The sequence below is a fragment of the Cohnella cellulosilytica genome (assembly GCF_042431195.1).
Taxonomy (GTDB): Bacteria; Bacillota; Bacilli; order Paenibacillales; family Paenibacillaceae; genus Cohnella; species Cohnella cellulosilytica.
Genome location: NZ_JBHMDN010000079.1, coordinates 112,596 through 138,128, shown reverse-complemented (window position 1 = coordinate 138,128; position 25,533 = coordinate 112,596). Strand labels below are relative to the sequence as shown.

Sequence of the window (25,533 nt, the reverse complement as noted above, 5' to 3'; positions counted from 1 at the left end):
AGTGTACTCGTGGCCATTCTGCAAGTGAAAGGGTTGCGCAAAGCGTTCGGCGCCGTGCAAGCCGTGGAAGAAATCAGCTTTTCCGTCGAGAACGGGGAAGTGTTCACGATCATCGGTCCGAACGGAGCGGGCAAGACGACAACGCTGGAAATGATCGAAGGCATGCAATCTCCCGATGCGGGAACGATTTCGATCGACGGGATGACATGGGACAAGAATGCCGACCGAATCAAAACGATTATCGGCGTACAGCCGCAGTCGAGCGCCCTGTTCGACCTGCTTACCGTGGAGGAGAACCTGGACCTGTTCGCCTCGTTCTATCCGCACTCGAAACAACCGTCGGAAGTGCTGGAAATGATCAATCTGACCGACCATCGCCGCAAAAACGTCAAGTCGTTGTCCGGCGGGCAGCGTCAGCGTCTTGCGATCGGGCTGGCGATGATCAGCGATCCGCAAATTATTTTCCTCGATGAACCGACGACCGGACTGGACCCGCAAGCGCGCCGCAACATCTGGGACATCGTGCTGAAGCTGAAGGAACTGGGCAAGACGACGATATTGACGACCCATTACATGGAGGAAGCGGAGAAGCTGAGCGATCGGGTCTGCATCGTCGACCAAGGCAGAATCGTCACGCTCGATACGCCCGCCAAATTGATCGACAACCTGACGAAGGAACGGGAGGTCCGACTGTACTTCCAGGACGGGGAGGCGGCTGCGGCCGAGACAGAACAGGTCGCCAAGGGAGATGCCACGGTCGTTCGCACGGAGCTGGACGGCGCTTCGCTGAAGCTGTGGTCGGTGCAGCCGGAAGAAACCTTGTACGGAGTTTTCGGATTCACGAAGGAAAAAGGGTATCGGGTAGAGCAAGTCTCCATTCGCGAGATGAGTCTCGAAGACGTATTCATCGCCTTTACGGGCAAAGAATGGAGGGACTAAAGATGAGCAACGGCAAACAGCTTGGCAAGTTGTTCGGCGCGCAGTTGAAAATGATGTTCCGGGAAAAGCAGGTTTGGTTTTGGAATCTCTTTTTCCCGATTATTTTGATGGTTATTTTCATGGTGATTTTCGGCGGAGGCGGAGGCAGCGACTTCAAAGCGAAAATCGCGGTTGTAAAACCAAGCGCGAGCGAAGCGTCGGATATGCTGGAAGGTTACTTGCGCCAAGTGCCGGTGCTCGAGTGGAAATCGGAGCAGCCGGTTACCGCGGAAGAAGCGGACGAATGGGTTAAGGACAAGGACGTGGACGCGGTCATCGTTCTTCCCGGCGAGAATGCGAATACGCTTGAGATCATCGTCAACAAGGAAAATGAAAGAAGCGCGACAACGCAAGCGATCGCGGGAATCTTGGACAAGTTCGTCCAGCAGACGAATTATCAGGTTGCGGGCGTCACGCCTACGTACTCCGTATCAACAACGGCCGTCTCGAGCGGCAGCGAAGACTTGAGCTATGTGGACTTCCTGCTGACGGGGATGATCGCGCTCGCGGTGGCGCAGGGCGGACTGTTCGGCATGGTGGACATGGTCGAGATGAGACGCAAAGGTTTGCTGAAGAGATTACGGCTCACTCCCGTGAAAATGGGGCTGTTCGGAGTAGGCGGCATGATGGTGCGTTTCATTTTGGGCGTTGTGCAAATCATCATTCTGTCTCTGATCGGGGTGCTCGGGTTCGGCGCCAAGCTGCATCTGGATTTTCCGACGCTGGTCGTCGGTTTCCTTGTCGGGGCTCTTGCCTTTAACGCGCTCGGCTATCTGTTCTCCTCATTCAGCAAATCGATCGAGGCTTATATGGGGATGGCAAATATCGCCAGCTTTCTGATGATGTTCCTGAGCGGTATTTTCTTCCCGACAAGCGGGTTTCCGGAGTGGCTTATTCCTGTGTCGAAGGTGCTTCCGCTGACTTATTTCGTAAACAGCGTTCGCGACGGCATGGTGTATGGCAGCGGGATCGCTTCCCCCGACTTCTGGTCAGGCATCGGCATTCTCGGCGCATGGGGCGTCGTTGCCTTCGTCCTCGGCGTGCTGATCTACCGCAAAACGAAAATAGAAGTCCGTTAAACCTTCGTTTTTCTCCGGAGCTTGCGGTTCCGACTCGGCTGAACGCATTCCAGCGCTCTTCGGTCGGATTCCCGCAAGCTCCGTTCAGCTTCATGTTTCGCAGCTTATGGCCATTATCCCCGTGACTCAGAACATTGTAGCCTCGATATCTATGTTTTCTCCCTTATGGCCATTATCCCCGTGACTCAGAACATTGTAGCCTCGATATCTATGTTTTCTCCCTTATGGCCATTATCCCCGTCGCTCAGTACAGGCTGAGAAGGGTCTATTATCTATACTCGGGATCGATAATATCGTATTAGGCTGATGAATGAGGCGGAGTGAAGGGAGGAAAAGCGGCTTCTTCTGAATGAAGGGGATAATGGCCGTAGGGATGAAAATAGTGAAATAGCTCCACCGTTAACCTGAGGGAAAGGGATAATGGTCATAGAGGCGTGGACGAGGGGAGAAAAGCGCGGGGCTTCTGAGGGAAAGGGATAATGGCCATAAGTGCGCGGGGGAGAGGCGGAGTGAGTAGGGCTTCTGAGCGAGAGGGATAGTGGCTGTAGTTGCGGAAAAAGAAGGTCTGCCAACCGGAGAGGAGGGGCTTTTCCGGCCAGGCAAACCCTGGGCAAGGAGGGTTATTGCTCCAACCGCTTGAGCCATTGTTGGATGGCGGCGTTGGGGAGAGCGGAGGCGGAGGGGACGGGGATGGCTTCGTCGGATAGCTTGTATTTTAGCTTTAAAGCGATAATTCGGCGCAAGCTTTCGTCGAGGCGGGACTCGGGGAGTGCGCCCGAATTGACCGCTTCGAGCAGCCTATCGTAGACTTTGCGGGCCGTGTCGTAGCCGTGGGCGACAAGGAGAAGGTCGCTGCCGGCCAGGAAGGACTGCAAGGAAGCGTCCTCGATGCCATAGTTGCGGGCGATGGCGCCCATCGTCATATCGTCCGTAATAACGACGCCGGCATAGCCGAGCCGGTCGCGGAGCAGGTCGGTGATGACGGTTTTGGACAGCGACGACGGAGAGTCGGGATCGATCTTAGGAAACAGGATGTGCGCGATCATGACCGCATCCGTCCCCTCCTGAATCGCGGCGCGGAACGGAATCCATTCGAGTTTCTCCAGTTCCGCGATCGTTTTCCCGACGGAAGGAAGCTCCAGATGCGAGTCTACGGACGTGTCCCCATGGCCGGGAAAATGTTTTACGACGGCAATCGTGCCGCCGTGCTGCAGCCCCTGCATGGCGGCAACGCCCATGGTTGCGACCGACTCGGCGTCTCTGCCGAACGCGCGGGTGCCGATGACCGGATTGGCCGGGTTGCTGTTGACGTCAAGCACGGGAGCGAAGTTCATGTTAAAGCCCATTAGCCGGAGTTCGTTGGAGAGAAGAGCGCCCATTTCTTCGGCCAGCTCAGGCTTTCCCGTTCGGCCGACTTTGACCGCGTCCGGCATTGCGGTGAAGTCCTTGGGCAGCCGGCTCACTTTGCCGCCCTCCTGGTCGACGCTCATGAAGAGAGGGAGCGGGTTGCCGTCGTTCGCGCGCTTCAATTCGTTGACAAGCTGAACGGAGCCTTTCAGGTCCGAGAAGTTGTTTTTATACCAGATCAAACCTCCGACATGCTGCTCGGCAATGAGCTTCTTCATTTTATCGTCTATCCTCGTCCCCTCGATCCCGGCAACGATAACCTGTCCGACTTTTTCCTCCAAAGTCATTTTCGCCAGCAGGAGTTCGATCGGATCTTCCTCCGCGGGGGGCGTTGTTTCCGGGGGCACGGATTCGGACGGAGATGAAGCCGAAGGCGTCGACGGCTCTGCCGAAGTGGAGGAAGAAGAGGTTGCGGAGGGAGCGGCAGGGGAGGCGGGAGCCCCGGCCTTGCCGCCGGAGCATCCGATGACAAGCCCCGCGAGCAGGCACCAAACGACGACGAGACCGACTGAGCGCTGGACGTTTCCGGCTTTCTTCAAGGCGAGTCCTCCTTAATTGAACAAAAGACTCCCGGTTTTCCTTCGCGAGGAAGCCGGGAGTTCAGCTATTTTACACTTCGAACGAGCTTTTCAAAGACACGATGCGGTTAAAGACGAGCAGTTCGGGAGCCGAATCCTTCGGGTCCACGTTGAAGTAGCCATGCCGGAAAAACTGGAATTTGTCTCCACCGGAGGCTTCCTTCATTCCCGGCTCCACGAAGCCCTTCAATACTTGAAGGGAGTTCGGGTTGAGACGGTCGAGGAACGATTGGCCCTCTTCTTCGGACTCGGATTCGTCGGAGATCAGCGGCTCGTACAGCCGGAACTCGGCGGGTACCGAATGGGAAGCGTCGACCCAGTGGAGCGTTCCCTTGACCTTGCGTCCGGTAAAGCCGGAGCCGCTCTTCGTCTCGGGATCGTACGTGCAGCGAAGCTCGACGGCGTTGCCTTCCGCGTCGTGGATCACTTCCTCGCATTTGATGAAATACGCATGCTTGAGGCGCACTTCATTGCCCGGGAACAGGCGGAAATACTTCGGAGGCGGGTTATCCATGTAATCTTCGCGTTCGATGTAGATCTCTCTCGAGAACGGGATTTTGCGATGGCCCATCTCCGGATTTTCGGAGTTGTTCTCGGCGTCGAGCCATTCCGTCTTGCCTTCGGGGTAGTTCGTGATCACAACTTTCAGCGGGTCCAGCACGGCCATTGTCCGCAGCGCTTTAAGCTTCAAATCCTCGCGGATAAAATGCTCCAGCATCCGCTCGTCCACGATGCCGTAGCTCTTCGCCACCCCGATTTCGCGGCAGAAGGCGCGGATCGCTTCCGGCGTATAGCCTTTGCGGCGCAAACCGGCAATCGTCGGCATGCGGGGATCGTCCCAACCGTCCACCTTCTTCTCGTCGACGAGCAGCTTGAGCTTTCTTTTACTCATGACGGTGTTGGTCAGGTTTAATCTCGCGAATTCATATTGGTGCGGAACCTGCGGCATCTCGCACTCGCGGACGACCCAGTCGTAGAGCGGGCGCTGATCTTCAAACTCGAGCGTGCAGATCGAGTGCGTCACGCCTTCGATGGCGTCCTCGAGCGGATGCGCGTAGGCGTACATCGGGTAGATGCACCATTCGTCGCCCGTATTGTGATGATGGGCGTGCAGCACCCGGTACAGGACCGGATCGCGCAGGTTGACGTTCGGAGACGCCATGTCGATCTTCGCGCGCAGCACCTTTTGTCCGTCGGCGAACTCGCCTTCCTTCATCCGGCGGAACAAGTCGAGGTTCTCCTCGATCGAGCGGTTTCGATAAGGGCTTTCCCGACCGGGGGAAGTGAGCGTTCCGCGCGTCTCGCGGATTTGTTCGGCGTTCTGGTCGTCGACGTAGGCGAGGCCTTTGCGAATCAGCAGTACGGCGCGCTCGTACATCTCCCCGAAATAATCCGACGCGAAGAACAGCCCGTCCCAATTAAAGCCGAGCCATTCGACGTCTCTTTTGATCGACTCCACGTATTCCGTGTCTTCCTTAACCGGATTGGTGTCGTCGAAGCGCAAATTCGTTCTTCCCTTAAACTCGTCGGCGAGCTCGAAGTTCAGGCAGATCGATTTGGCGTGACCGATGTGCAGATACCCGTTCGGCTCGGGAGGGAACCGGGTCACGATCTCCGTGACTTTGCCCGAGGCAAGATCCTCGGACACGATGTTCCGAATAAAATTCGATGACGGCGTCTTAGTTTCCAAGCGGACCAACCTTCCTCGCAATAAATCGTTATATCCTCTAATAATACACAAAAAAGCGGCTTCTTATAAAGGGTTAAGCGAAAAATCGGAAAAATGTCGCTCTTCGTCGACGAAACGCCGATAGATTCGAACCGATTTCTTCTAAAAAAATGATAAAGATTTAATTTTTTAGTAACTTTTCAGATAGACGCTTCGTTATAATCTATTGAAGAGATTGGCAAGGGAGGAAGATGAATGCTGTCATGGCTAAGCCGGGGGGGCGCGGCGGAGAAGGCGGGCGAACAAAGACAGGATTTGGCGAAAAAATCGCCCGAGAAGCCCTCGGAGCCGCAGGCTGTCGCGGAAGCGGAAGCGGAGAAAGAAAGACCGATCGCGAGCGAACCGCTACTGTCCGTGCGCAACGTGGAACGATCCTTCGATGTCGGAAGCCAGAAGCTCAGGGTGCTTAAGGGAATCAACCTTAATCTCTACCCCGCGCAGCTGGTCATGCTCAGAGGCCGGTCGGGCTCGGGCAAGACGACGCTGATGAATCTGATGGGCGGGCTGGATACGCCGACGAAGGGAGAAATCTTTTTCAAGGACCGCCCGTTCCACAAATGGGATGACGACAAGCGCACCGTCGTGCGTCGCAAGGATATCGGGTTTATTTTCCAGGCGTTCGCTTTGATGCCCTTATTGTCCGCATACGAGAATGTCGAATTGTCGCTGCGCATGGCGAAAACGCCCCGTTCGGAATGGAAGGAAAGAATTACGTCCTGTCTGGACCTGGTCGGTCTCTCGAAGAGAATGCATCACCGTCCGTTCGAGCTTTCCGGGGGAGAGCAGCAGCGGGTGGCCATCGCCAAGGCGATCGCCCACAAGCCCAGCCTTATTCTGGCGGACGAACCGACGGCGGAGCTGGACAGTCAGATGACCGCACAAATTATGCAAGTGTTCAAGGAAGTCGTCGCGACCGAAAAAATCTCGCTCTGCATGACGACACACGATCCTACGATTATGGAGGTAGCAGACCATGTCTATGAAATGGTGGACGGCGTATTCGTCGCCAATTGACCGTCAGGCGCCCGCGCGCCGCAGCCGCAAAAGTGCCGGCATGATTGCCGCGTTGGCGTTGTCGCTGGCGATCTCGGGGTGCAGCTTGCTGCCCGACGAACCGGAGGAGGAGGATCTGTCCGCAATCCAGCTGCCGAAAATCTCGGAGAAGCCGCAATACGAAGTAGTCACCAAAACGCTCGAAACGAAAGTATCCGGCTCCGGCAAAATTTTGTCCTCCCAGGAGAAGCAGGTTTATTTTACACTGGACGGAAAACGGCTTAAGAAGCTGTACATAGAATCAGGCAAGACGGTCAAAGAAGGAGAAGCGGTGGCCGAGCTAGACGTCGACGACTTAAGAAAAAACCTTCGTCAGCAGGAGTTGGCCTTTAAGCAGCGCGAGCTTGAAATGAAGGAAACGCTGCGCAAGAAGGACGAGATGGATCCGGTCGAGTTCGAGATGAAATCTTTGCAGTTCGAGGAAGCGCGCCAGCAGCTCGTCGACATGCAGGAGGATATCGGCAAGGCGGTGCTGACCGCTCCGTTCTCCGGGACGGTCGTATCGGTGCCGGTGCAGGAAGGCGACATGGTCAAAGCGTACGACACGGTCGCCGTCATCGCCAACCCAAGCAGCCTGGTCATCGCCGCCGAGCTGTCCAAGGACGATCTGGGGAAGGTTTCCGTCGGCATGGAGGTTCGCGTCGATATCAACAATATCGAACCGCTTCAGGGCAAGGTGAAGCAGCTGCCGGTGCCTGCGACGGACAATCAGAACGGCAATGAAGGCGGCAAAACGGACAGCATCAACAAATACTTGCTTGTCGACGTCGGCAAGCTTCCCAAGGAAGCCACGCGCGGCACACCGCTGTCGATCTCCGTTATTACCAACCGCAAGGAGAACGCGGTCGTCATTCCCCTCGCCGCTCTGCGGACGATCGGGGCGCGAACTTACGTTCAAGTGGCGGAAGCGGACGGAAGCAAGCGCGAGGTCGACGTGGAGGTCGGACAGCAAACCCCGACCGACGCGGAAATTTTGAGCGGCTTGACGCCGGGACAGAAAGTCGTAGGTCGATAACCGATGGCGCTGATTCGGTTTCTCTTCCGCAAAATGTGGAACACGCGCTGGATGACGCTCAGCACGCTCGCCGGATTGTTCGTCGCGGTTGCGTTCACGACGAGCATTCCGATGTACGCGGACGGCGCGCTCAAGCGGGTTGTCTCGCAAACCCTGCAGGAAAACAGCGAAGGGCTGCCCGCGGGATCGATGCTGATTCGGTACCAGTCGACGGACGGCAAGACGGATTTGGAGAGCTTCCGCAACGTCGATCAATATATTCGCGAGGACATTAAATCCGATATCGGTTTTCCGCAAGAGGTATCCCAGAGGAGCTTGACGATTCGCAGCTCCGAGGTGTCGCCCGAAGATCCGACGAAGGTGGACGCCAGCCGGACGAGAAAGATGACGATCGCTTCCTTCGAAGGCTTGAAGGAACAGGTGGAGATGGCGGGAGGCAAGTGGTTCGCGGACACTCCCGATGCGGACGGCACGGTTCAAGCGCTCATGATGGAGGAAGCGTTGTTCCGCAACGACCTGCATGTCGGCGACGTGCTGCTGTACTCGGTTGCCGGAGAGACGCTGCGGGTTCAGATCGTCGGGGCGTTCAAGCCGGCCGACGACAACAGCGCCTACTGGTACCAGGGCTTGGAAGGGCTCATGAACTATTTGTACGTATCCGACCCGGTCCTGCTGGACGATCTGTCCGCCAAGCGGGGCATTCCGATTCAGATCGCCAGCTGGTACTCCGCTTTCGACCTGAGAGAGATTCAGACGAGTCAACTCGCTCCGCTGTCGAGCAAGCTGAACCGGATCGACATCGAGGTTTACAAGAAGCTGAAGGACACGCGATTGGAGCTCAGCTTCGCGGAGATGCTGTCCCAGTTCCGCCGCGACAGCATTCAACTGCAGACGATGCTCTTCACGCTCGCGGCTCCGATGATTGCCATGGTGTTCTACTTTATTACGATGAACACGCAGCAGGCGCTGGAGCGACAGCGCTCCGATATCGCGGTGCTGCGAAGCCGGGGGGCGAGCACAAGGCAGATCTTTATGCTGTTTCTGTTGGAGGGCACGCTGCTGGGAATCGTGGCCCTGCTGATCGGTCCGCTATTCGGCTGGTTTATGGCCAAGAGCATCGGTTCGGCCAACGGATTTCTGCATTTCGTGGACCGCAAGGCGATCCCGGTCGGATTCTCGACCGACGGCATATTGGCCGGCGTCGCGGCCGTGCTGGTGGCGATCGCGGCCACTGTCATTCCGGCGCTTGTCTTCACGAGAACCTCGATCGTCGATTACAAGAGGCAGATGGCCAGGGGAGACCGCAGGCCGTTCTGGCAGAAATGGTTTATCGACGTGCTGCTGCTGGGCGTTGCGGGGTACGGCTGGTACCTGTTCAACGAACGGCAGATGGTGACGTTCAAGACGGGAATGACGACGGATCAGCTTAATGTACAGCCGTTTCTATTCTTCGTTCCGGCGCTGAGCATTTTCGCGGCCGGGCTCGTGTTTCTGAGATTGTTTCCGCTGCTGCTCAAGCTGTTTAACGCAATAGGGAAGAAAGTGCTGCCCGTCCCTTTTTATTTGACGCTCACGCAGCTGTCGCGGTCGGCCAAATCGTATTACCCGCTTATGATTCTGCTCATTCTGACGCTGGGCCTCGGGGTATATAATTCCTCGGCCGCGCGGACGATCGGGCTGAACTCGGAAGAGCGGATCATGTATAAATACGGAACGGACGTCGTCGTCCAGACCGTATGGGAAGGCACGCCGGAATTCAAGCCCCCTTCGCAGCAAGGCGGAGGCAGCGGCGGCGGAAGCGGCGGGGGTGGCGGCCAGGGGGATCGGCCCGCGCCGACGAAGTTTAACTACAACGAACCGCCGTTCGAGGTTTTCCGCACGCTGCCTGGCGTCGAGCACGCGGCGCGCGTGCTGCAGACGAAGAGCAGCCTGACGATTTCCGGCAAGACGGCGGGGCAGGCGACCATCATGGGGATCGACAACGTTGACTTTGCCCGTGTCGGCTGGCTCCGCAAGGATATGTACCAGATCAATCCGTACAAATATCTCGAATGGATGGGGCAGGTGCCGGAGGGAGCGTTTATCTCCTCCAACGTAGCCAAGAAGTTCGATCTGAAGCGGGGAGATATGGTCCAGACGGTTATTCAGGAGCAGACGATCGAATTTATCATTCTCGACGTCGTGCCTTACTGGCCGAGCTTGTACCCGGACCAGACGCCGTTCTTGATCGCGAATCTGGGTTACATTTACGACCAGGCGCCGCTCATCCCTTACGACGTGTGGCTCAAGATGGAGCCCGACGCGAAAGTACAGGAGATCATCCCCGTGCTTCAGGAGAAGGGGATCGAGCTGGCTTCGGTCAGCAGCATGAGATCCGAATTGACGACGCAGAGCAAGCATCCTGCCCGGGGCGGCGTTTTCGGAATTCTTAGCTTGGGCTTCCTGGTTACGATTATCGTTTCCTTGTCGGGCTACATTCTGTTCTGGTTTTTCAACCTGTCGCGCAGGGTCGTGCAGATCGGTATTTTGCGCGCTATGGGGCTTTCCCGCAAGCAGCTGACGGGAATGCTGCTGCTCGAGCAAATCTTTACGGCCGGCTTGTCGATCGGGCTCGGCATCGGCATCGGAAAGCTGGCGAGTCTGCTGTTCCTTCCGTTCCTGCAGACGACCGACAATTCGACGAACCAGGTTCCTCCGTTCCGCGTCGTGTTCGAGGCGACGGATACGAACCGGCTGTATATTGTGGTCGGCGTCATGATGACGATCGGCGTGGCGCTTCTCATCACGCATATTAGACGCTTGAAGGTTCACCAAGCCGTCAAGCTGGGAGAGGAGCGGTAAATCTTATGATTACATGCGAAGGTCTCGTGAAAATTTACAAAGCCGACGATCTGGAAGTCGTCGCTCTTCAGGGCTTGAACCTGTCGGTTAAAGCGGGAGAGATGATGGCGATTATCGGCAACAGCGGAAGCGGGAAGTCGACCTTGCTGAACATTCTCGGCGGTCTTGACCGTCCCTCCGCGGGTCAGGTCCAGGTAGGGCCGTGGAATTTACTGAAGGTCAACGACGACGATCTCGTCAAGTACAAGCGCGACACGGTCGGCTTCATCTGGCAGAACAACGCCCGGAACCTTCTGCCCTTCCTGAGCGCTCTCGAGAACGTAGAGATGCCGATGATGTTCTCTGGCAAGCTGGACCGGGCCTACGCCAAGCAGCTGCTGGAATGGGTCGGCTTGAAGGAGCGCATGCACAACAAGCTGCAGCAGTTGTCCGGGGGGGAGCAGCAGCGGGTGGCGATCGCCATCTCGCTGGCGAACCGTCCGCAGCTGCTGCTGGCCGACGAGCCGACGGGATCGGTAGATTCCCGGACGTCCGATATCATTATGGATATTTTCCGCAAGTTCAATCGGGAGCTAGGCCTGACGATCGTCATCGTGACGCACGACTTGTCGCTGGCCGGCAAAGTAGACCGCGTCGTCGCAATCCGCGACGGACTGACGAGCACGGAGTTTATCAAAAGGAATCCGAACCTGGATCATTCCTTGCCGTTATCGGACGGACGGACGCCCGAAGAGGCTCACGAAGCGTTCGTCGTCGTGGACCGGGTCGGCCGGCTGCAGATTCCGAAAGAATACTTGTCCGCTCTCTCGATTGGCGACAAAGCCACGATGGAGTTTGACGGAGATAAAATTGTCATCACAAAACCTAAATCTTTGGAGGAGGACGAAACAGCATGAACAAACGAGCAGGAAAAACCCGAAAATGGGTGCTGACCGGAATGACTTTATCCTTACTAGTCCCGACGCTTGCGGCATGTAATTCGGGGGACGGCGCGAACGACCCGAACAATCGGCGTACGCTCCGCATCGGCACGATGTACGGAAGCAAATCGGACGAAACCTGGTTCCGCCAGCAATTCACGGACATGTTCGAATTCACGCATTCCAACATCGACATCGAGGTCGTGCCCGCGATCGATTACACGGAAATGCAATTCGAGGATTACTCGAAGCAGCAGGAGCCGGTCGATCAGATGGCGAAGCTCAAGGAGATTATGACCGGCTCCAATCCGGTCGACGTTATGATTATTAGCGACATGAGCATGCTGGGTCAGCTTGTGAGCGAAAATATGCTGAAGCAGCTCGATCCGATGCTTAAGGAAGACAAGATCGACATCAACGAATTCGTGCCTACGGTTATCGACGGCATCAAGGAGCAAGGAGATAACTTCCTGTACGCGTTGACTCCGACGTTCCAATCCTCCGCGTTGTATTACAATAAGAAGCTGTTTACGGATAAGGGAGTCGAATTCCCGCAGGACGGCATGAGCTGGGACGACGTATTCAACCTGGCGAAGCGCGTGACTTCGGGCACCGGCAAAGAGTCCGTTTTCGGTTTTACCTTTAACCAATGGGGAGCCGGAGACAACTACTGGGACTTCCAAACGTTCGCGGCGCCTCTGCAGCTCAAGATGTTCGACGAAAAGGGCGAGACGATGACCGTCAACACGCCGCAATGGCAAAACCTCTGGGAGAAGGTAGCCCAGCTGAAGAAAGATCGCGTAACGCCAAGTCAAGAGGATATGAATTACGAGCAGCCGCAGGGCGAGGAATACAGATATAACCCGTTCCAGGGCCAGCTGTTCCTTAACGGAAAAGTGGCGATGACGATCGGGGACTACGGCATGATCAATCAAATCCAGCAATTGAACGATAACAACGAGAAGCTGAAAATGGAGAAGCTGGATTGGGATGTCGTCACGATGCCGTTCCACGTCGGCAAAGAGGGCTTCGGAGGCAATATTTATTTGAACCAGCTCGCCGGTATTAACACCAATGCGGCGAACACCGAAGACGCTTGGGAATTCATCAAATTCATGAACGGCAAAGAGTGGGCGAAGCTGAAATCCCGCAGCACCTACGAGCTGTCCGCTCGCAAAGAGTTCGTGAAGGTGCGCGACGGCATGAGCTACAACATCGAGGCGTTCACGAAGCTGAAGCCGGCGCCGACTCAAGGCTCCTCGCTGAAAGAACAGGAGCTGTATCGCGAGAAGCCGAATTTGAATCTGGTGAACGAGATGGGCTCGATGCTGTTCTCCCAAGTGATGCAGGGCAGCAAATCCGCCAAGGAAGCGTTGGCGCTGTGGGAAGAGAAGGGGAACGACTTGCTGCAGAAGATCAAGACGAACCCGAAAGGCAATATCGACGATCCGTTCGGCGGAATCAGTACGGACAACGGCGGAGGAGGCGGAGCGATCCCTCTGCAGAAGAGAGCGCTTATGGAAGCGGCTGGGGAAGCCGTGCCTGTTGAATAAGTTGCGATAGGAATAAGGTGGGCGGGCGTCTCATTCGAAAGAGTGGGGCGCCTGTCTGTTTTAAATTTGTCGGAGGCCGGATTCAAATTCCCCAAACCCGCGCATGCTAGGAACATCCAAACCATAACGCAAGCGAGGGAAGGCGCATGAAATGGATTTATTGGTCGAGACTGTACGACAGCAAATTTCAAGCGGGCTGTCTTGTTCAACGTATGGAGCACGACAGCTGGGTGTTCGGGCTGGAAGCTCCGCGGGAAATCGAGGTGTTTCGCTCGAAAAAGGGGAAATACGGCGTGCGTTATGTCCCTTAACTTGTTTTACGCCTCATTAGGCCGTTTTTGGCGGATGGAACCTTGACGGCATGTTGGCAAAGAAGCGGTTTTTGTGCTAAGCTGGTGTCCGGAAGGTATGGGAGAAGGAGGAATCAGCGATGCGCAGAATGCCATTATCGGCGGATACAGCGGTTAAGCTAGCCGATTATATGAAGGTGCCGTTGGAACATCTCATGCATATGCCGCAGCATATTTTGCTGCAGAAGCTTGGGGAGATGGCGAAGGCCCAGACGTCCGAGACAGAGGAAACCAAGCAGCATCTGGAAACGGAAGAAAAGAAAAGTGAATAAACGGTTGACGGATAGCCGGCTTTTATAGTATATTATTTCTTGTCGCCAATAAATTCTATAATGCTTTAATGACGCGGGGTGGAGCAGCTCGGTAGCTCGTCGGGCTCATAACCCGAAGGCCGCAGGTTCAAATCCTGCCCCCGCAACCAACGTCTTTCTCTGGACCTTTTCGGGGGCCTTTAGCTCAGTTGGTTAGAGCGGTCGGCTCATAACCGATTGGTCGGGGGTTCGAGTCCCTCAAGGCCCACCATGCAATTTAGCGGGCAGGTTCCTTGACCGATTGTGCTCGGTTGCCAGAGACTCGCACCATGCCGGGATGGCGGAATTGGCAGACGCACAGGACTTAAAATCCTGCGGTAGGTGACTACCGTACCGGTTCGACCCCGGTTCTCGGCACCATAGTATTGAAGTTCGAATCCCTTGATGCGTAAGGGATTTTTTTGATTTTTATAGGGGGAAATTAGCTTTTTGGTTACATGAGCATAGGTGTTGCTCGTGACCTGTGATGTAGAGTGTCTCAAACGATGTTGGATAGTGGAGTTGTCAAAAAAAGTGCAGTTTGAAAACACCCTCGTACAGAAATCCCGTTATGAAGCTGCTTGTGACAGCATTCTTTCGCGATAAATAGCTGGCGGCCAGCCCCCTGGATTAGAAGTGTAGATCCGCCGCCGGTTGTAGTAGACCATGATGTATCTGAAGATGATCGATTTCATATCGGCCATCGGATAGCGCTCCGTGTTGATCTGGTACAGCTTCTCTTTCTTTAGCGTAGCAAAAAAGCTTTCCATCCTTGCGTTGTCATAGCAACGTCCTGTGCTGCTCATGCTCTGAATGGCCTCTCGTTTAGCCAGACGTTCTCGGAAGGCATAGCTCGTGAATTGGCTGCCTCTATCGCTATGAAAAATCATTCCGCGAGCCTTTCTTGCTTTACAGGCGTTCTCAAAAGCTTGGATGCAGAGTGCCTTGCGCATATTGTCGTCCATGGCGAGGCCTACAATCTCTCCGCCCAAGCAATCCAGTACCGCAGACAGATAGAGCTTCCCATCTGAACAGGGAACTTCGGTGATATCCGATAGCCACTTTTGGTTGGGAGCTGAGGCGCTGAAGTCTCTCTGGATCAGGTTCTCGCTCTTTTGCGCTGAGGCGTCCTCGCGGGTAATACCGTTTGGATGACGCCTCACTTTCTTCAGCAGGCCATGCTGCTTCATGATGCGATAGACGGTGCTGTAGGTGGTCGTGACATCTATTTGAGTCAGCGCCAGCAAAATACGCTGGACACCGTAATTTCGGTTGTCTTCATGCTCTCCAATGATGTCTTTGATTTTGACCAGAAGGCGTTGCTGCCGCTCCTGTTGGGGTGTGGGCTTCAAGTTACGGTAGTAACCCGATTCGCTGACAGCAAGGACTGCGCACATCGCCTTGACGGTCCATCGCTCCCGTCGTTCACGGATGTACGCGTAGAGCTGGCGTGCCTTTATCGCTTCCGGTCTTTTGCGAAAAAACCGAGTGCGTCCTTGAGAATATCATTGGCGCGGCGCAACTCGCTGATTTCTTTTTCTAGTTCGACTTCGCGCGCAGTCTTATCGGCAGATGTATAAGCGTGTCCGCTCCCGATCGGCGCTCCGTCGCCGTGCAGGGTTCTTCGCTTTATCCATTCCTGCAACGTGTAGTAAGATACGCCTAACTGTTCGGCGGCTTTCGTTGGTCCAATCTCATCGCTTAATCTTACGGCTTCTTCTTTGAATGCTTTGTCGTACCTGTTCATTGGCTCTCGTCCCCTCGTTAGTTTTCATTTTATTTCATACGAGGGTGTTTTTTGACTGCATTTTTATCGTAGCACTCCATTTCCGGGACGATATTAAAACGAGAGCCTAAACTCTCTTTTTGTTTGTCGTACGATTGCCACCAATAGATGAAAAGACCAACATTGGTGACAAGGAGTTGAGGTAAGTGCCTGAAATAACCCCGCATATCAGTCTGAAAAAGCCGTTAGCAAGCGAAATTGCGGATATATCCGTCATTAACGAGAACATGGATATGATTGATTCAGTTTTAGGCGATCTATCGGCGGTCCCCACGACGGCAAAGACGGCAGCCGGAGCGATCACGGAGCTGCACGAAGCGATACAGGACATCGACGTCGATATCCCTGACGGCTCGATCACACCGGCAAAACTCTCGTTTGATCCGGCGACGCAGGCTGAGCTGGATGCACACGCCAACGCAACTGGCGTCCACGGCGCGACCTCGGCGGCAACGGCCAGCCGTCTCATCATCCGCGACGCCGCCGGACGGGCGAAGGTGGCCGCTCCCGCTGCAAGCGACGACATCGCCCGTCTGGACTCGGAAGCGTGGACAACTATGGCACGGCCACACAGGCCGAAGCGGAAGCCGGTACGGTCGCTAACAAGTTTATGACGCCGCAGCGGACGAAGCGGTATGTTGACAAGAGGCTACTTAACAATTTGCTATTTCGGCTTAATAGCGGAGCGATCGAATACAGTACGGATGGGAGTGTGTGGTCATCAATGGGGGCAGTTAAAAGCGTTCAGAGAGGTATTGCGTCGGTCACTTCTTCCGTCGCCGGAGCAACGGCAGATATAACTATAACAGCGTTAGCTTCGATGACAAAGGCATCAACGCATGTATCGTTTACCGGGGCAGGTAGTTCCTCCTCAACATCAAATAACGGGCCTGACTCCCCAAATGTTCGCGCTAGGTTAACCAGTGCAACAAATCTAGAATTATTTGTAAAACATGTATCTGCCGGCGGCGGTACCGCGGCAACGCCTACAGTCGATGTTGCTTGGGAAGTCATAGAATACTATTGATAGGGGGTTTTGGGTTTGTATATATACGCACAAATAGACAGCACAGGTCGCTGTACTAGTGTCTCATACCTCAGCGGCGAAGTGGACGCCCCCCACATGCTTCCGCTTGACGAGAGTGACGATTTGCAGCCGGGGGACATCTACGATGGCGAGACATGGACGCGCACAGAGCCGCCGGAACGGCCGGAGCCGGAACCCGACCGAATCGCTCAACTCGAAACCGAAAACCTTGAGCTAAAGCTGGCGCTCGCCGAACTGGCCGAAGCGCAGTAGATGGACAAGCTCGACATGCATCTCGCACTCGCGGAGCTGGCTGAGATCATTACGGGAGGGAGTACCTTATGGCGAAAGTTTATTATGGCCTGATCAAAGCGGGAGTGCGTGAGATCGGCGACGTGCCGACTCGCTGGCGCGCCGATGTGCAGACGATGCTTGACGCAGATACGCAAGACTCCGCAACTTAAACGGGTCCTATTTGATTGGGCTGTATCCGGTAGAACCAATCAGCTTGGGGGCTCGGAGGCTTCGGCTCTTCGGGCTATTTTTTTGTCAAAAGCCGGGATGGTTCCATTTGGTACCTTGTGGATATGGTTCGCGTGGAGACCGTGGGGAATTATTAAAAAGGAGCAGGAGGGGTTAAACTGGCCCCCATAGCCTAAACACCTTTTTCAAAGTGTTCAGTCTATGGGGGCCAGTTTAAAAAGTCCCTTGTGACCGATTACCTTAATTTATAATTATACTCATCACCATTAATTGAAATCACAATATCAATTGGTTTGTCATCTTCAGATGCTTCTTTGGGAAGTTCAGAGATAAAATGGAGCACTCCATTCTTCAAAGGCTCGATACTTGTAATATTAGTGTAAGTAAAATCAGATCCACCACGTTCTTCAATTGTCGAGAAGCTATCATATTTATATTTCTCATCATAGATAACTTTGACAGAGGCAAATTCATCAGAACTTTTACCTGATGTTAGAAGGCTCTTTACATTTAAAACGGTATCTAAATAAATATTACTTACATCTTTTACTTCATAGTAGGAATACATTCCATCAGGTTTAGGCGGAACTACTTTTGATGTGAACTTTGTTTTAGTTAAAGTTATTTCTGCGAAATCTGATAGAACAATCTTTTTATTTAGTTCTATAACGTTTCTTGCTTCTTCGGTTGTTTCGGATGTTGGTTCAGATTCGATGGACTGTTCGGTTTCGGAAGTATTCTTTTCTTGCGAAGATAACAATTGATCCTTCAATTGTTGGTTCTCGGCTGCAAGTTGACTTATCTGATCTTTTAGTTGGGTGATTTCTTCATCTTTAACAGTGTTGTTCGAATTACTTGCGTTGCAACCAACTAAAACAACGATTAAAGAGATTATAGAAAATTTGTATAAAAATTTCACGTATTACCCTCCTGAATTTAGAAGCATTCTGTAAAGAAGCGCCTTATAGATTTTTCATCCATTTCAATCAAACTCTTTTTCCATCCTTAAGTTGTACCGCTACAACATGGGTCCCTTGCTCTTAGCTAAAAGTCCAGCAAGTAAACCGACAGGCCAATCAAGAAACCTCTAACGAGACCTCTACCAACAGCGTAAGTAACACTTTTCCCGTGAGACTCATCCACTACTTTGTATTATTCAACTGTTATTTTTGTAGAGAGTAAAAAATGTCTTTGCAAAGAAGTTGCTTCAAATGCTCGCATAACCAACCAATTTGCTTTGATAATCTCCTGCGATCACTTTATTTTAGCGCCCATCTGCATCCTCCGATTCCAATCTTTGTGTGGTTCCTGGTTCCCATCTATTATAAATCAAATGTCCTATTTTGGCGATATGTGGAAGCGGGAATATGGGACGTATGTCGTGAGATTCCTATTCGTGGTAAAATAGGGGAAATCATGGATGGAGCAATTTTAGTGAGAGGAAAGATTCTTGGGACCAGGCAGTTCCTGGCGTTTATTTAGACTACCCAAAAGTCACAAGCTACTCTAAGTTTTCGTCTTTGGAATAAAGGATTAGAGGAAATCTCGTGCATGAAAGCGGCTAGGGAATATATGTTTAATAATTTTAATGTTAGAATGTTGCCTGTCGAGGATGTTTACGTCAGAACAATAATAGCATTTCCTAATATCAGTACGGGCATTTATGGTTACCCTAAAGTCAAGTCGGCTGAAGCAGCGTTGAAGACGGTTGCTGACTTCATAGAGAAAAGCACTGCTGTAGAACGAATTCAATTTATCTGTTCTGACCGCGAGAACTATTACGGATAGTGCTCCCTGGCACTTATGGCATCAAGGTTACAGCTTCAAGCTCTGGAACGGCAAGGATATAGCTACGGTAACGATCCAATGAATTCGATTCTGAAACGAATGAAGGTGGGAGCGTGCGTCTGTTAAAGAGCATAACGAACAGTGACTTTGCGGGTGGGGAACCCGAGTTCATGAACGAGGTTTCTCGGCATGCGTCCAGGGGAGTCCTCATCAATGACGATGGGCAAGTCGCGATGATGCGAATGGCTGCAGCCAATCTGTACAAACTGCCAGGCGGCGGCCTGGAGAAAGACGAGGACAAGGAAGAGGCGTTCATACGAGAAATCAGGGAAGAAACAGGCTATAGCGCTGTTATTATTCATGCGATCGGATACATAGATGAGCACAAAGTTAAAAATCAGTTCATGCAGCGATCCTATTGCTACATTGCCAAGGCGACGAGCCGACAGGGGGACGTGGCCCTAACCGAGGATGAACTGCAGTTGGGGATGCTGGCGGAATGGATGAGCCTCGAAGAGGCTACTGTTCAATTGCAAGAATTGCTTCGTTATTGTAAGGATTACTCGACAAAATTCATGCTTCTAAGGGATTTGACGATTCTGGAACTGGCTGCTCAATGGCTTGATGAGAGTGGGGATCTAAATGATGAATAAGTATGTTTGGGCGATCTTCGTAGCCGAGAACACAGGCAGGTTTCCCAACTTCTATCCGATAGGGCTTTATACTTCACGTGAAAAAGCGATTGAAGAACTGGAAGCATTGCCGAGAGAAATGAATTATCAATTGCTAAAGCTCCCCGTCAATCAAACGTTCCCCTATTATCACAAAGAGAGCAGCAAGCCTGTCGGCATGGACGGGATTTATCACGAGCACTTTAATTTCAGGGATGATTATGCTGGAGGTGACTCATGAACATCAGGAAGGCCGTGGAGGAGGATATTGAGGCGCTGATTCTTATGCGCTGGGAGTTCACGCTGGAGCATCATCCAGAGGTGGGTGACGATTTTGAACTTTTCGCGACGGAGTGCCGGGAGTTTCTCGTTCAAGCTATTCAGGGGGAACGCTGGCATATTTGGGTTGCCGAGCTCGATGGCATCATTGTGTCTCATGTGTATATTCAACTGATCGACAAGGTGCCGCGGCCAGGGCGCACGACATATCCGTTCGCCTACATGACAAACGTCTATACAGATCCCGATTATCGATCGCAGGGGATAGGAAGCCATATGCTTGAGACGATACGGGCATGGGCGGCGGCAAATCGATTTGAGTTCATTATCGTGTGGCCGAGCGAGGAGAGCAGGGATTTTTACGCCAGGAATGGTTATACGCTGTGCAATGATCCGATGGAGTTTCAGTTAAACTAATAGCGCCATGCTAGGAGCAGCATTGCAGCCCTATTTTTACCCCCTTCAACAAGCAGGAATAACGGGTAATATTGTCGAATTGATCAGCATTGCACGAATACACGGACTTAGTTCATTGAGGTGAGATAAGTGGCTGAGAATTTAAGCGATCAGTATTCGGAGGAATCGTTTTGGGAGAAGATCAAGAAGTTTGGCAAGAAGGCCGGATCTAAGGTTGTCTACTCCGCGCTGCTGCTTTTCTATTGCATGAAGGACGGGAATGCGCCCGTATGGACGAAAACGGTGATTATCGGGGCTTTGGCCTATTTTATCAGTCCGATTGACGCGATCCCCGATCTTGTTCCCATTGTAGGCTACACGGACGATCTAGGAGCTCTGGTAGCGGCATTAGGAACAGTAGCGGCCTATATTAATGATGATATTCGTCAAAAAGCAAAGGCGAAGCTGGCAGACTGGTTTGGCCCTGACTCGCAAGATGATGTGGCAGACATCGACGATAAGTTCAGTAAATAAAAAATAGATTTTGGGGCGGGCTTACCGCCCTTTTTCTATGTGCCTGAATGCTCATACGCTCTATTCCAGAAGATGGAGGCAAATGTTTGGCTTCCGTCATTTCGGCTTATTCCTTCCGATCTCCCGGATAAATTTCCCGCTGTCATCGTACACCATGATACTCAGTCCTTTGATTGCCCCCTTTGTTTCCATGAGTATCTTAAATGCTTCATCTCGTGATAGCGGTATATTGACACGTTTCCCGTTATAAGCGAGATAATATTTCAGTCTTCAACCCCCAAAGTTTCATCCTTCTCTATGATTCGACAGATCTCATCATTTCCCTTTATTCGGGCAAGCGGACAGGGAGTGCGGCAGACGATCGGGGACAAGCAGCGGAAACCGATGAAAAAGGCCGTCGGTTAACCGACGGCCTCATTACCCGCGCCTTTATCCTTGAAACGGAACCGCGGGCTGCTCATCTCCCAATACAGGAGAGAACTCGGACGATACGTAAGTGGAGATAGAGACCTCTCCGAGCACTTGCGGGTACATTTTATCCGGATCGGGAAGAACGGCCCTGTACTGGATGACCGCTTCATTTTTGACGAAGGAAATTCCCGTGATTTCGATGCCGTACCCCGGATGCGGAACTGTGGCGGTCAGAGTGACTTTGAGCACCTCGTCCGTTATTTTCTCGGAAGAGAGCAAGACGTTGCTCAGGACGGACGGCTCGGGTTCGGAGATGGGCGCGACATCCTCGATAAATTTGTTCGTTCTGGCGATGACGAGGCCGGCCTGGGCCTGCGTAACTCCGTTCTGCGGGTGAAAACGCTGTTTGCTGTCCAGCGTGAAGATTTTGGCGATCAGCATTTTTTGGATGCTGTCCATGTAACCGTCCGTAACCAGATCGGCATCTGATACGTTCAGGAAAATCTCGATCCAGGCGTAATCGCCTTTGCTGCTAAGGGCGCCGTAGAGCCATTTGGCGAATTGTTCACGGGTGACCTTGGCGGCGGGATTCACGTCCCGAGGGAGATCGAGACCGTTAAATTGAGCAATAATAAAATCGTTGGCGTACGCGGCGTTATCCGCAACCTTGGTGTAATAGTCGCTCGCCTGCGGTTCCTTGATGAACCGGATATGATCGATATTTAAGCCTAACCCTTTGACGATGGCGCTGACCGCGCTTGCGATGGTGATTTCTTTCTTGTCAGATGCTTTGTCCGTTCCTGCGAAAGCCGACCCGCTGATCGTCAGGCTGAAGACGGCGACCAATGCGAGCAGCAACATCGATTTGCGAAATTTCAAATTCATAATTTTCCCCTCCGTTTGGTGAAATGGATTGTTTTTCTGGTTAGTATTGTTGACGGCATTAAGCTGGAAAAGGTTGCACCTGTCGGAGGGCGCATTCGAGATTCTTCAAACGGCGCGAGAAAAATAAAATCCCCGCAGGCTCGTCAAGAGCGCTGCAGGGAAGGCAAAACGCGGTTCCGATTTTTTAATATCCGGCTCTTAAAATGATGACCAGGAGGATGAAAAGAATCAGGGCGAACGCCACTCCAGCACCGCCGCCAGCTATAGGATAACTCATACAATCACCGCCGTAATCATTATTAGGATGAGCGCTCATCACCTCTATAGTTTATGTAAGGATGAATACAGGGACAGTACTCCTGCACAGATTTCGGCATTTTCCGCTTGTGTACAGGCGGTGAGCACGAGCATAGATTTCTTCAGATGGTTGATGGGATCACAATTTCCGTCGCGGTCACCGTATAATCTGTAATCGTGACATTGTTATCTGCTGCGAAAGAATTATGAAAGACTTAAGAGGCGGCAGCGAATCTGGTAAAATGAATGGACGAGGTCGCATGCAGAAAGGGTACATAGCCGGATGAATGCAGCGTTATTTTACACAGGTATGGTCGTGGCCGTTATTCTGATGGGCGTTTCGCTGATTTATGCAGGGATTTATCGGCGCGAGCGCGGCGTTCGTTATTTCGTCTGGATCATGGCCTGCCGATTGATTTATGCAAGCGGCGTCATTATGGAGCTGCAGGCGCATACCTTGCCGGACAAAGAATGGTTCCGCGGCATCCAGCAAATCTCGCTGGTGCTGAGCGTGCCTCTGTTTATTCTATTTGTGCTGGACTTGTATAATAGGGACAAGTGGCGCAAGCTTTCCTCTCATCTGATCATTTTCGGCCCGTTTGCGGGATGGGCGATCGTCATCGCAACCGATTTCCGCACCGGGCTTATTTATGCCGGCAATCAGCTTATTGATGGACATTTGGAGACGGTCAGAACTCCGCTTGCGCTAAGCGTTAATCTGCTGTGCTTTACGATTATCGCGATTGGCCTGGTTTTTGTCGTTCGCTATATTCGCAGCGCCCGGCCCGAGGTACGCAAAGCGGGCATGTGGGTGCTTGTGTTGTGCTGCGTTCCCGTCTTGTTCGAGCTGGCCAAGCTGACGGTTCCCGGCCTGCAGAGCTGGCTGCTGCCGTTTTCGGTATATACCGGCTTTCTCGGCATGATTATGCTATGGCTGATCGTTCGTAATCAGCTTTTCTCGATTGTGCCTATGGCGCGGCAGCAGATAATCGACACCCGGCAGGAAGGCTTTCTGATTGCTGACCACAAGGGGCGTATTGTCGATCATAACGATTATGTTCAGCCCCTGCTTTGCGATATGGAGGACGAATCGCTTATCGGTCTGAACATCGACGACGTGTTGGTCGGCTGGCCGGAGTGGAGGGAAGCTTGCTTAGAGATGCGGACGGGGAGGATGGAGATCCCGGGGGATGGCCGTCTTCCCGATCGCGTCTTTATTCTGGACGTATACCCGCTGCTCTCTCAGGGAGGACGCAAGCATGGCACCGTCAGCATTCTCTTCGACATTACGGAGAAGCAGCGGCATCTTGAACAGATCGCCTCGCTTAATCAGCTTAAGGATCAGCTGTTCACCGTCGTCTCGCACGACATTCGCGATCCGCTTGCCCTTCAAGTCAGCTTGATCGAGCTGCTGGAGGAAACGCGGAACTCGCTGCGGTCGGATCAGCGAGAGCTGGTGGACACATTAAGCGAGCAAATTCGCAATACCTATACGATGGCCGAAAATTTGCTGGAATGGTTTCGGGCGCAGAAGGAAGGCTTCTCTCTTCGCGCAGACGAGTTCGACCTTTCGCAAATCGTGTACGAAGCGTGTAGAGCCTTGGCACTGCGCAGCGAAGCCAAACAAGTCCGTCTCGTCAACGAAGTGCCCGATCGTTTCTTCGTTCGCGCAGACAGGGAAGCGATTCTGCTGATCGTGCGCAATCTGCTCTCGAATGCAATCAAGTTTTCGCGCAGGGGCGGTACGGTCTTCATCCGCGCACGAGAGGAAGAGGGAGAATGGCTGTTGGCCGTGCGCGACGACGGGGTCGGGATGGACGAGACGCAGCTGCGTCTCCTATTCGACGATGCCAGCTTGGATACCCTTCCGGGCACCGAGGGGGAGAAGGGAGCCGGCCTCGGGCTGATGGTCAGCCGCCGGTTTCTGCAGCTGAGCGGCGGGCGTCTGCGCGTCGAAAGCGCGCCCGGTGAAGGCAGCACGTTTTATATCCATGTGCCGAAGGAGGGGGAGCCGGAGCGATGAAGGTGATGATCCTTGACGATGAACGGGCGATGCATACGATTATGAAGCAGATGCTGGCACGCATAGAAGGGATTGAACGGGTAGAGTGCTTCCAGGATCCGGCTGAAGCGGTGGAGTTTGCCCGTAGGCAAGCTGTTGATATCGCCTTTATCGATATTAAGATCGGGAGAGAGAACGGCTTGCAGGCGGCCGCGCAGCTGCGCGCGCTGGTCGACGGCCTGGATATCGTCTTTGTCACTTCGCATAAGGAGTATGCTCTGGAATCGTTTGAGACGTATCCGCTTGATTATATCGTTAAGCCGATCTCGCGCAGTCGCCTGGAGCAGACCATTGCCCGAGCGGTCGAGCACAGGGCGCAGAACGCTGCGGAGGGACAAGCCGAACCGCGCTTGCAGGTTCGCGCGTTGGGCAGCTTGGAGTTATGCGGCGCGCAGGGCGCCCGTGTCCGCTGGATTTCGCGCAAAAGCGCCGAGCTGTTCGCGTACCTGCTCCTCTGCCGCGGACAATTCGTCGCCAAGAGTCGAATCATTGAAGATATATTCTCCGACATGCCGACGAAGAATGCCGAGATTTATTTGAATACGGCAGTCTATCAGCTCCGCAAGGCGTTAATGCCGCTGGGAATGAAGGCGATCGTACAGTCCGCCAATGAGCAGTACCGTCTGGAGATGCGGGAGGTTGCCGTAGACTATGTGAATTTTGAAGAACAGGTTAAGCAGTGGAGCGGGAGAGAGATTACCCTGGTCGATCTCGACGAAGGCATCGCTTTGGAGCAGCAATATAAAGGGGCGCTGTTTGAGGATAACGCCTATCACTGGTGCGCTGCAGAGCAGTACAGGCTGGAACAGCTGTATATGAGCTTCGCCAAACGTCTCGCCCGCGGGTTAATCGAGCACCGACGATACGAACTGGCCGTTATCGTGCTCAGGAGAATTTTGACGCTGGCCGAGCTGGACGAGGAAGCGAACCTGCTGCTGCTGCATGCCTATCGCGAGCAGAAGGATCGGCTTGCGCTCCAAGCCCATTTCCGCCATTACGCCGAACTGTACGAACAGCAGCTTGGCCTTCCTCTGCCAGCCGAGGCCAGTTCTTTGATGAAGATGTGAATCAGCGGACGTATGAGCGATCCGGTAGGCACGACGAACTTTTGGCGGGTTTGA

The 25,533-nt window shown here is 53.3% G+C and carries 25 protein-coding genes and 3 tRNA genes; 22 read left to right on the top strand and 6 right to left on the bottom strand.

Translation table 11 applies throughout. The features are described 5' to 3' along the window. Window positions 1-9: 9 nt before the first annotated feature. The gene (locus ACFFT4_RS33880) at window positions 10-939 is read left to right on the top strand and encodes an ABC transporter ATP-binding protein (protein WP_378054060.1); all 930 of its coding nucleotides are present in this window, start codon (window positions 10-12) and stop codon (window positions 937-939) included. 2 nt (window positions 940-941) lie between these two features. After that, complete coding sequence (locus ACFFT4_RS33875; protein WP_378054058.1) at window positions 942-2,057, top strand: ABC transporter permease; 1,116 nt, start codon at window positions 942-944, stop codon at window positions 2,055-2,057. A gap of 620 nt (window positions 2,058-2,677) precedes the next feature. Here the strand turns inward: ACFFT4_RS33875 and nagZ are convergent. After that, window positions 2,678-4,003 carry a beta-N-acetylhexosaminidase gene (nagZ, locus tag ACFFT4_RS33870; RefSeq protein WP_378054056.1) on the bottom strand — a complete coding sequence of 442 codons (1,326 nt, stop codon included), beginning with the start codon at window positions 4,001-4,003 and terminating at the stop codon, window positions 2,678-2,680. Between the two features lie 70 nt (window positions 4,004-4,073). Next, window positions 4,074-5,732, bottom strand: a complete 1,659-nt coding sequence (locus ACFFT4_RS33865) for a glutamine--tRNA ligase/YqeY domain fusion protein (protein WP_378054054.1) — start codon at window positions 5,730-5,732, stop codon at window positions 4,074-4,076. Window positions 5,733-5,966: 234 nt separating this feature from the next. On the opposite strand from ACFFT4_RS33865, the gene ACFFT4_RS33860 reads away from it, so the two are divergent. From ACFFT4_RS33860 to ACFFT4_RS33815, 10 genes are all read left to right on the top strand, one after another. Further along, window positions 5,967-6,785, top strand: a complete 819-nt coding sequence (locus ACFFT4_RS33860; protein ID WP_378054052.1) for an ABC transporter ATP-binding protein — start codon at window positions 5,967-5,969, stop codon at window positions 6,783-6,785. Continuing rightward, on the top strand, window positions 6,745-7,839 hold the full coding sequence (locus ACFFT4_RS33855) for an efflux RND transporter periplasmic adaptor subunit (protein WP_378054050.1): 1,095 nt from the start codon (window positions 6,745-6,747) through the stop codon (window positions 7,837-7,839). The genes ACFFT4_RS33860 and ACFFT4_RS33855 overlap by 41 nt, the downstream gene beginning before the upstream one ends. Window positions 7,840-7,842: 3 nt before the next feature. Further along, window positions 7,843-10,680, top strand: coding sequence for an ABC transporter permease (locus tag ACFFT4_RS33850; RefSeq protein ID WP_378054048.1), 2,838 nt, complete (start codon window positions 7,843-7,845; stop codon window positions 10,678-10,680). A 5-nt stretch (window positions 10,681-10,685) separates the two neighbouring features. Then, entirely contained in the window at window positions 10,686-11,576 is an 891-nt protein-coding gene (locus ACFFT4_RS33845) for an ABC transporter ATP-binding protein (protein ID WP_378054046.1), read from the top strand. Then, window positions 11,573-13,153 carry an ABC transporter substrate-binding protein gene (locus ACFFT4_RS33840; protein WP_378054044.1) on the top strand — a complete coding sequence of 527 codons (1,581 nt, stop codon included), beginning with the start codon at window positions 11,573-11,575 and terminating at the stop codon, window positions 13,151-13,153. Before ACFFT4_RS33845 ends, ACFFT4_RS33840 begins: the two co-directional genes overlap by 4 nt. A gap of 146 nt (window positions 13,154-13,299) precedes the next feature. After that, window positions 13,300-13,464 carry a hypothetical protein gene (locus tag ACFFT4_RS33835; RefSeq protein ID WP_378054042.1) on the top strand — a complete coding sequence of 55 codons (165 nt, stop codon included), beginning with the start codon at window positions 13,300-13,302 and terminating at the stop codon, window positions 13,462-13,464. Between the two features lie 119 nt (window positions 13,465-13,583). Further along, the gene (locus ACFFT4_RS33830) at window positions 13,584-13,775 is read left to right on the top strand and encodes a YycC family protein (protein ID WP_378054040.1); all 192 of its coding nucleotides are present in this window, start codon (window positions 13,584-13,586) and stop codon (window positions 13,773-13,775) included. A gap of 72 nt (window positions 13,776-13,847) precedes the next feature. Beyond that, window positions 13,848-13,924, top strand: a tRNA-Met gene (locus tag ACFFT4_RS33825). 24 nt (window positions 13,925-13,948) lie between these two features. Then, window positions 13,949-14,025 (top strand) — tRNA-Ile (locus ACFFT4_RS33820). Between the two features lie 60 nt (window positions 14,026-14,085). Then, window positions 14,086-14,174, top strand: a tRNA-Leu gene (locus ACFFT4_RS33815). A 188-nt stretch (window positions 14,175-14,362) separates the two neighbouring features. On the opposite strand, the gene ACFFT4_RS33810 is transcribed toward ACFFT4_RS33815, so the two are convergent. Both ACFFT4_RS33810 and ACFFT4_RS33805 read right to left on the bottom strand, forming a co-directional pair. After that, window positions 14,363-15,226, bottom strand: coding sequence for an IS3 family transposase (locus ACFFT4_RS33810; protein WP_378054483.1), 864 nt, complete (start codon window positions 15,224-15,226; stop codon window positions 14,363-14,365). Between the two features lie 23 nt (window positions 15,227-15,249). Next, the gene (locus tag ACFFT4_RS33805) at window positions 15,250-15,540 is read right to left on the bottom strand and encodes a transposase (protein ID WP_378054038.1); all 291 of its coding nucleotides are present in this window, start codon (window positions 15,538-15,540) and stop codon (window positions 15,250-15,252) included. 185 nt (window positions 15,541-15,725) lie between these two features. Between ACFFT4_RS33805 and ACFFT4_RS33800 the strand changes: the two genes are divergently transcribed. The 3 genes from ACFFT4_RS33800 to ACFFT4_RS33790 all read left to right on the top strand — a co-directional run bounded on the left by ACFFT4_RS33800 (window position 15,726) and on the right by ACFFT4_RS33790 (window position 17,070). Then, window positions 15,726-16,193 (top strand): hypothetical protein, encoded by a 468-nt coding sequence (locus tag ACFFT4_RS33800; RefSeq protein WP_378054036.1) that lies wholly within the window; start codon window positions 15,726-15,728, stop codon window positions 16,191-16,193. A gap of 509 nt (window positions 16,194-16,702) precedes the next feature. Next, window positions 16,703-16,879, top strand: a complete 177-nt coding sequence (locus ACFFT4_RS33795) for a hypothetical protein (RefSeq protein WP_378054034.1) — start codon at window positions 16,703-16,705, stop codon at window positions 16,877-16,879. A 68-nt stretch (window positions 16,880-16,947) separates the two neighbouring features. After that, complete coding sequence (locus ACFFT4_RS33790; protein WP_378054032.1) at window positions 16,948-17,070, top strand: CD1375 family protein; 123 nt, start codon at window positions 16,948-16,950, stop codon at window positions 17,068-17,070. A gap of 254 nt (window positions 17,071-17,324) precedes the next feature. Here ACFFT4_RS33790 and ACFFT4_RS33785 read toward each other — a convergent pair whose 3' ends face one another. Then, entirely contained in the window at window positions 17,325-18,008 is a 684-nt protein-coding gene (locus tag ACFFT4_RS33785; RefSeq protein ID WP_378054030.1) for a hypothetical protein, read from the bottom strand. A 632-nt stretch (window positions 18,009-18,640) separates the two neighbouring features. Between ACFFT4_RS33785 and ACFFT4_RS33780 the strand changes: the two genes are divergently transcribed. The 5 genes from ACFFT4_RS33780 to ACFFT4_RS33760 all read left to right on the top strand — a co-directional run bounded on the left by ACFFT4_RS33780 (window position 18,641) and on the right by ACFFT4_RS33760 (window position 20,757). Beyond that, window positions 18,641-18,877, top strand: a complete 237-nt coding sequence (locus tag ACFFT4_RS33780; RefSeq protein WP_378054028.1) for a macro domain-containing protein — start codon at window positions 18,641-18,643, stop codon at window positions 18,875-18,877. A 170-nt stretch (window positions 18,878-19,047) separates the two neighbouring features. Continuing rightward, window positions 19,048-19,530, top strand: coding sequence for an NUDIX hydrolase (locus tag ACFFT4_RS33775; protein ID WP_378054026.1), 483 nt, complete (start codon window positions 19,048-19,050; stop codon window positions 19,528-19,530). Continuing rightward, complete coding sequence (locus tag ACFFT4_RS33770; RefSeq protein ID WP_378054024.1) at window positions 19,523-19,789, top strand: hypothetical protein; 267 nt, start codon at window positions 19,523-19,525, stop codon at window positions 19,787-19,789. Before ACFFT4_RS33775 ends, ACFFT4_RS33770 begins: the two co-directional genes overlap by 8 nt. Then, window positions 19,786-20,244 (top strand): GNAT family N-acetyltransferase, encoded by a 459-nt coding sequence (locus tag ACFFT4_RS33765; RefSeq protein WP_378054022.1) that lies wholly within the window; start codon window positions 19,786-19,788, stop codon window positions 20,242-20,244. The genes ACFFT4_RS33770 and ACFFT4_RS33765 overlap by 4 nt, the downstream gene beginning before the upstream one ends. 129 nt (window positions 20,245-20,373) lie before the next feature. Beyond that, complete coding sequence (locus tag ACFFT4_RS33760) at window positions 20,374-20,757, top strand: YkvA family protein (RefSeq protein ID WP_378054020.1); 384 nt, start codon at window positions 20,374-20,376, stop codon at window positions 20,755-20,757. A 429-nt stretch (window positions 20,758-21,186) separates the two neighbouring features. On the opposite strand, the gene ACFFT4_RS33755 is transcribed toward ACFFT4_RS33760, so the two are convergent. Continuing rightward, window positions 21,187-22,053, bottom strand: a complete 867-nt coding sequence (locus ACFFT4_RS33755; RefSeq protein ID WP_378054018.1) for an S-layer homology domain-containing protein — start codon at window positions 22,051-22,053, stop codon at window positions 21,187-21,189. A 580-nt stretch (window positions 22,054-22,633) separates the two neighbouring features. On the opposite strand from ACFFT4_RS33755, the gene ACFFT4_RS33750 reads away from it, so the two are divergent. Together ACFFT4_RS33750 and ACFFT4_RS33745 are read left to right on the top strand one after the other, a co-directional pair. Further along, the gene (locus ACFFT4_RS33750; RefSeq protein ID WP_378054016.1) at window positions 22,634-24,373 is read left to right on the top strand and encodes a sensor histidine kinase; all 1,740 of its coding nucleotides are present in this window, start codon (window positions 22,634-22,636) and stop codon (window positions 24,371-24,373) included. Continuing rightward, window positions 24,370-25,479, top strand: a complete 1,110-nt coding sequence (locus ACFFT4_RS33745; RefSeq protein WP_378054014.1) for a response regulator — start codon at window positions 24,370-24,372, stop codon at window positions 25,477-25,479. The genes ACFFT4_RS33750 and ACFFT4_RS33745 overlap by 4 nt, the downstream gene beginning before the upstream one ends. Window positions 25,480-25,533: the final 54 nt, after the last annotated feature.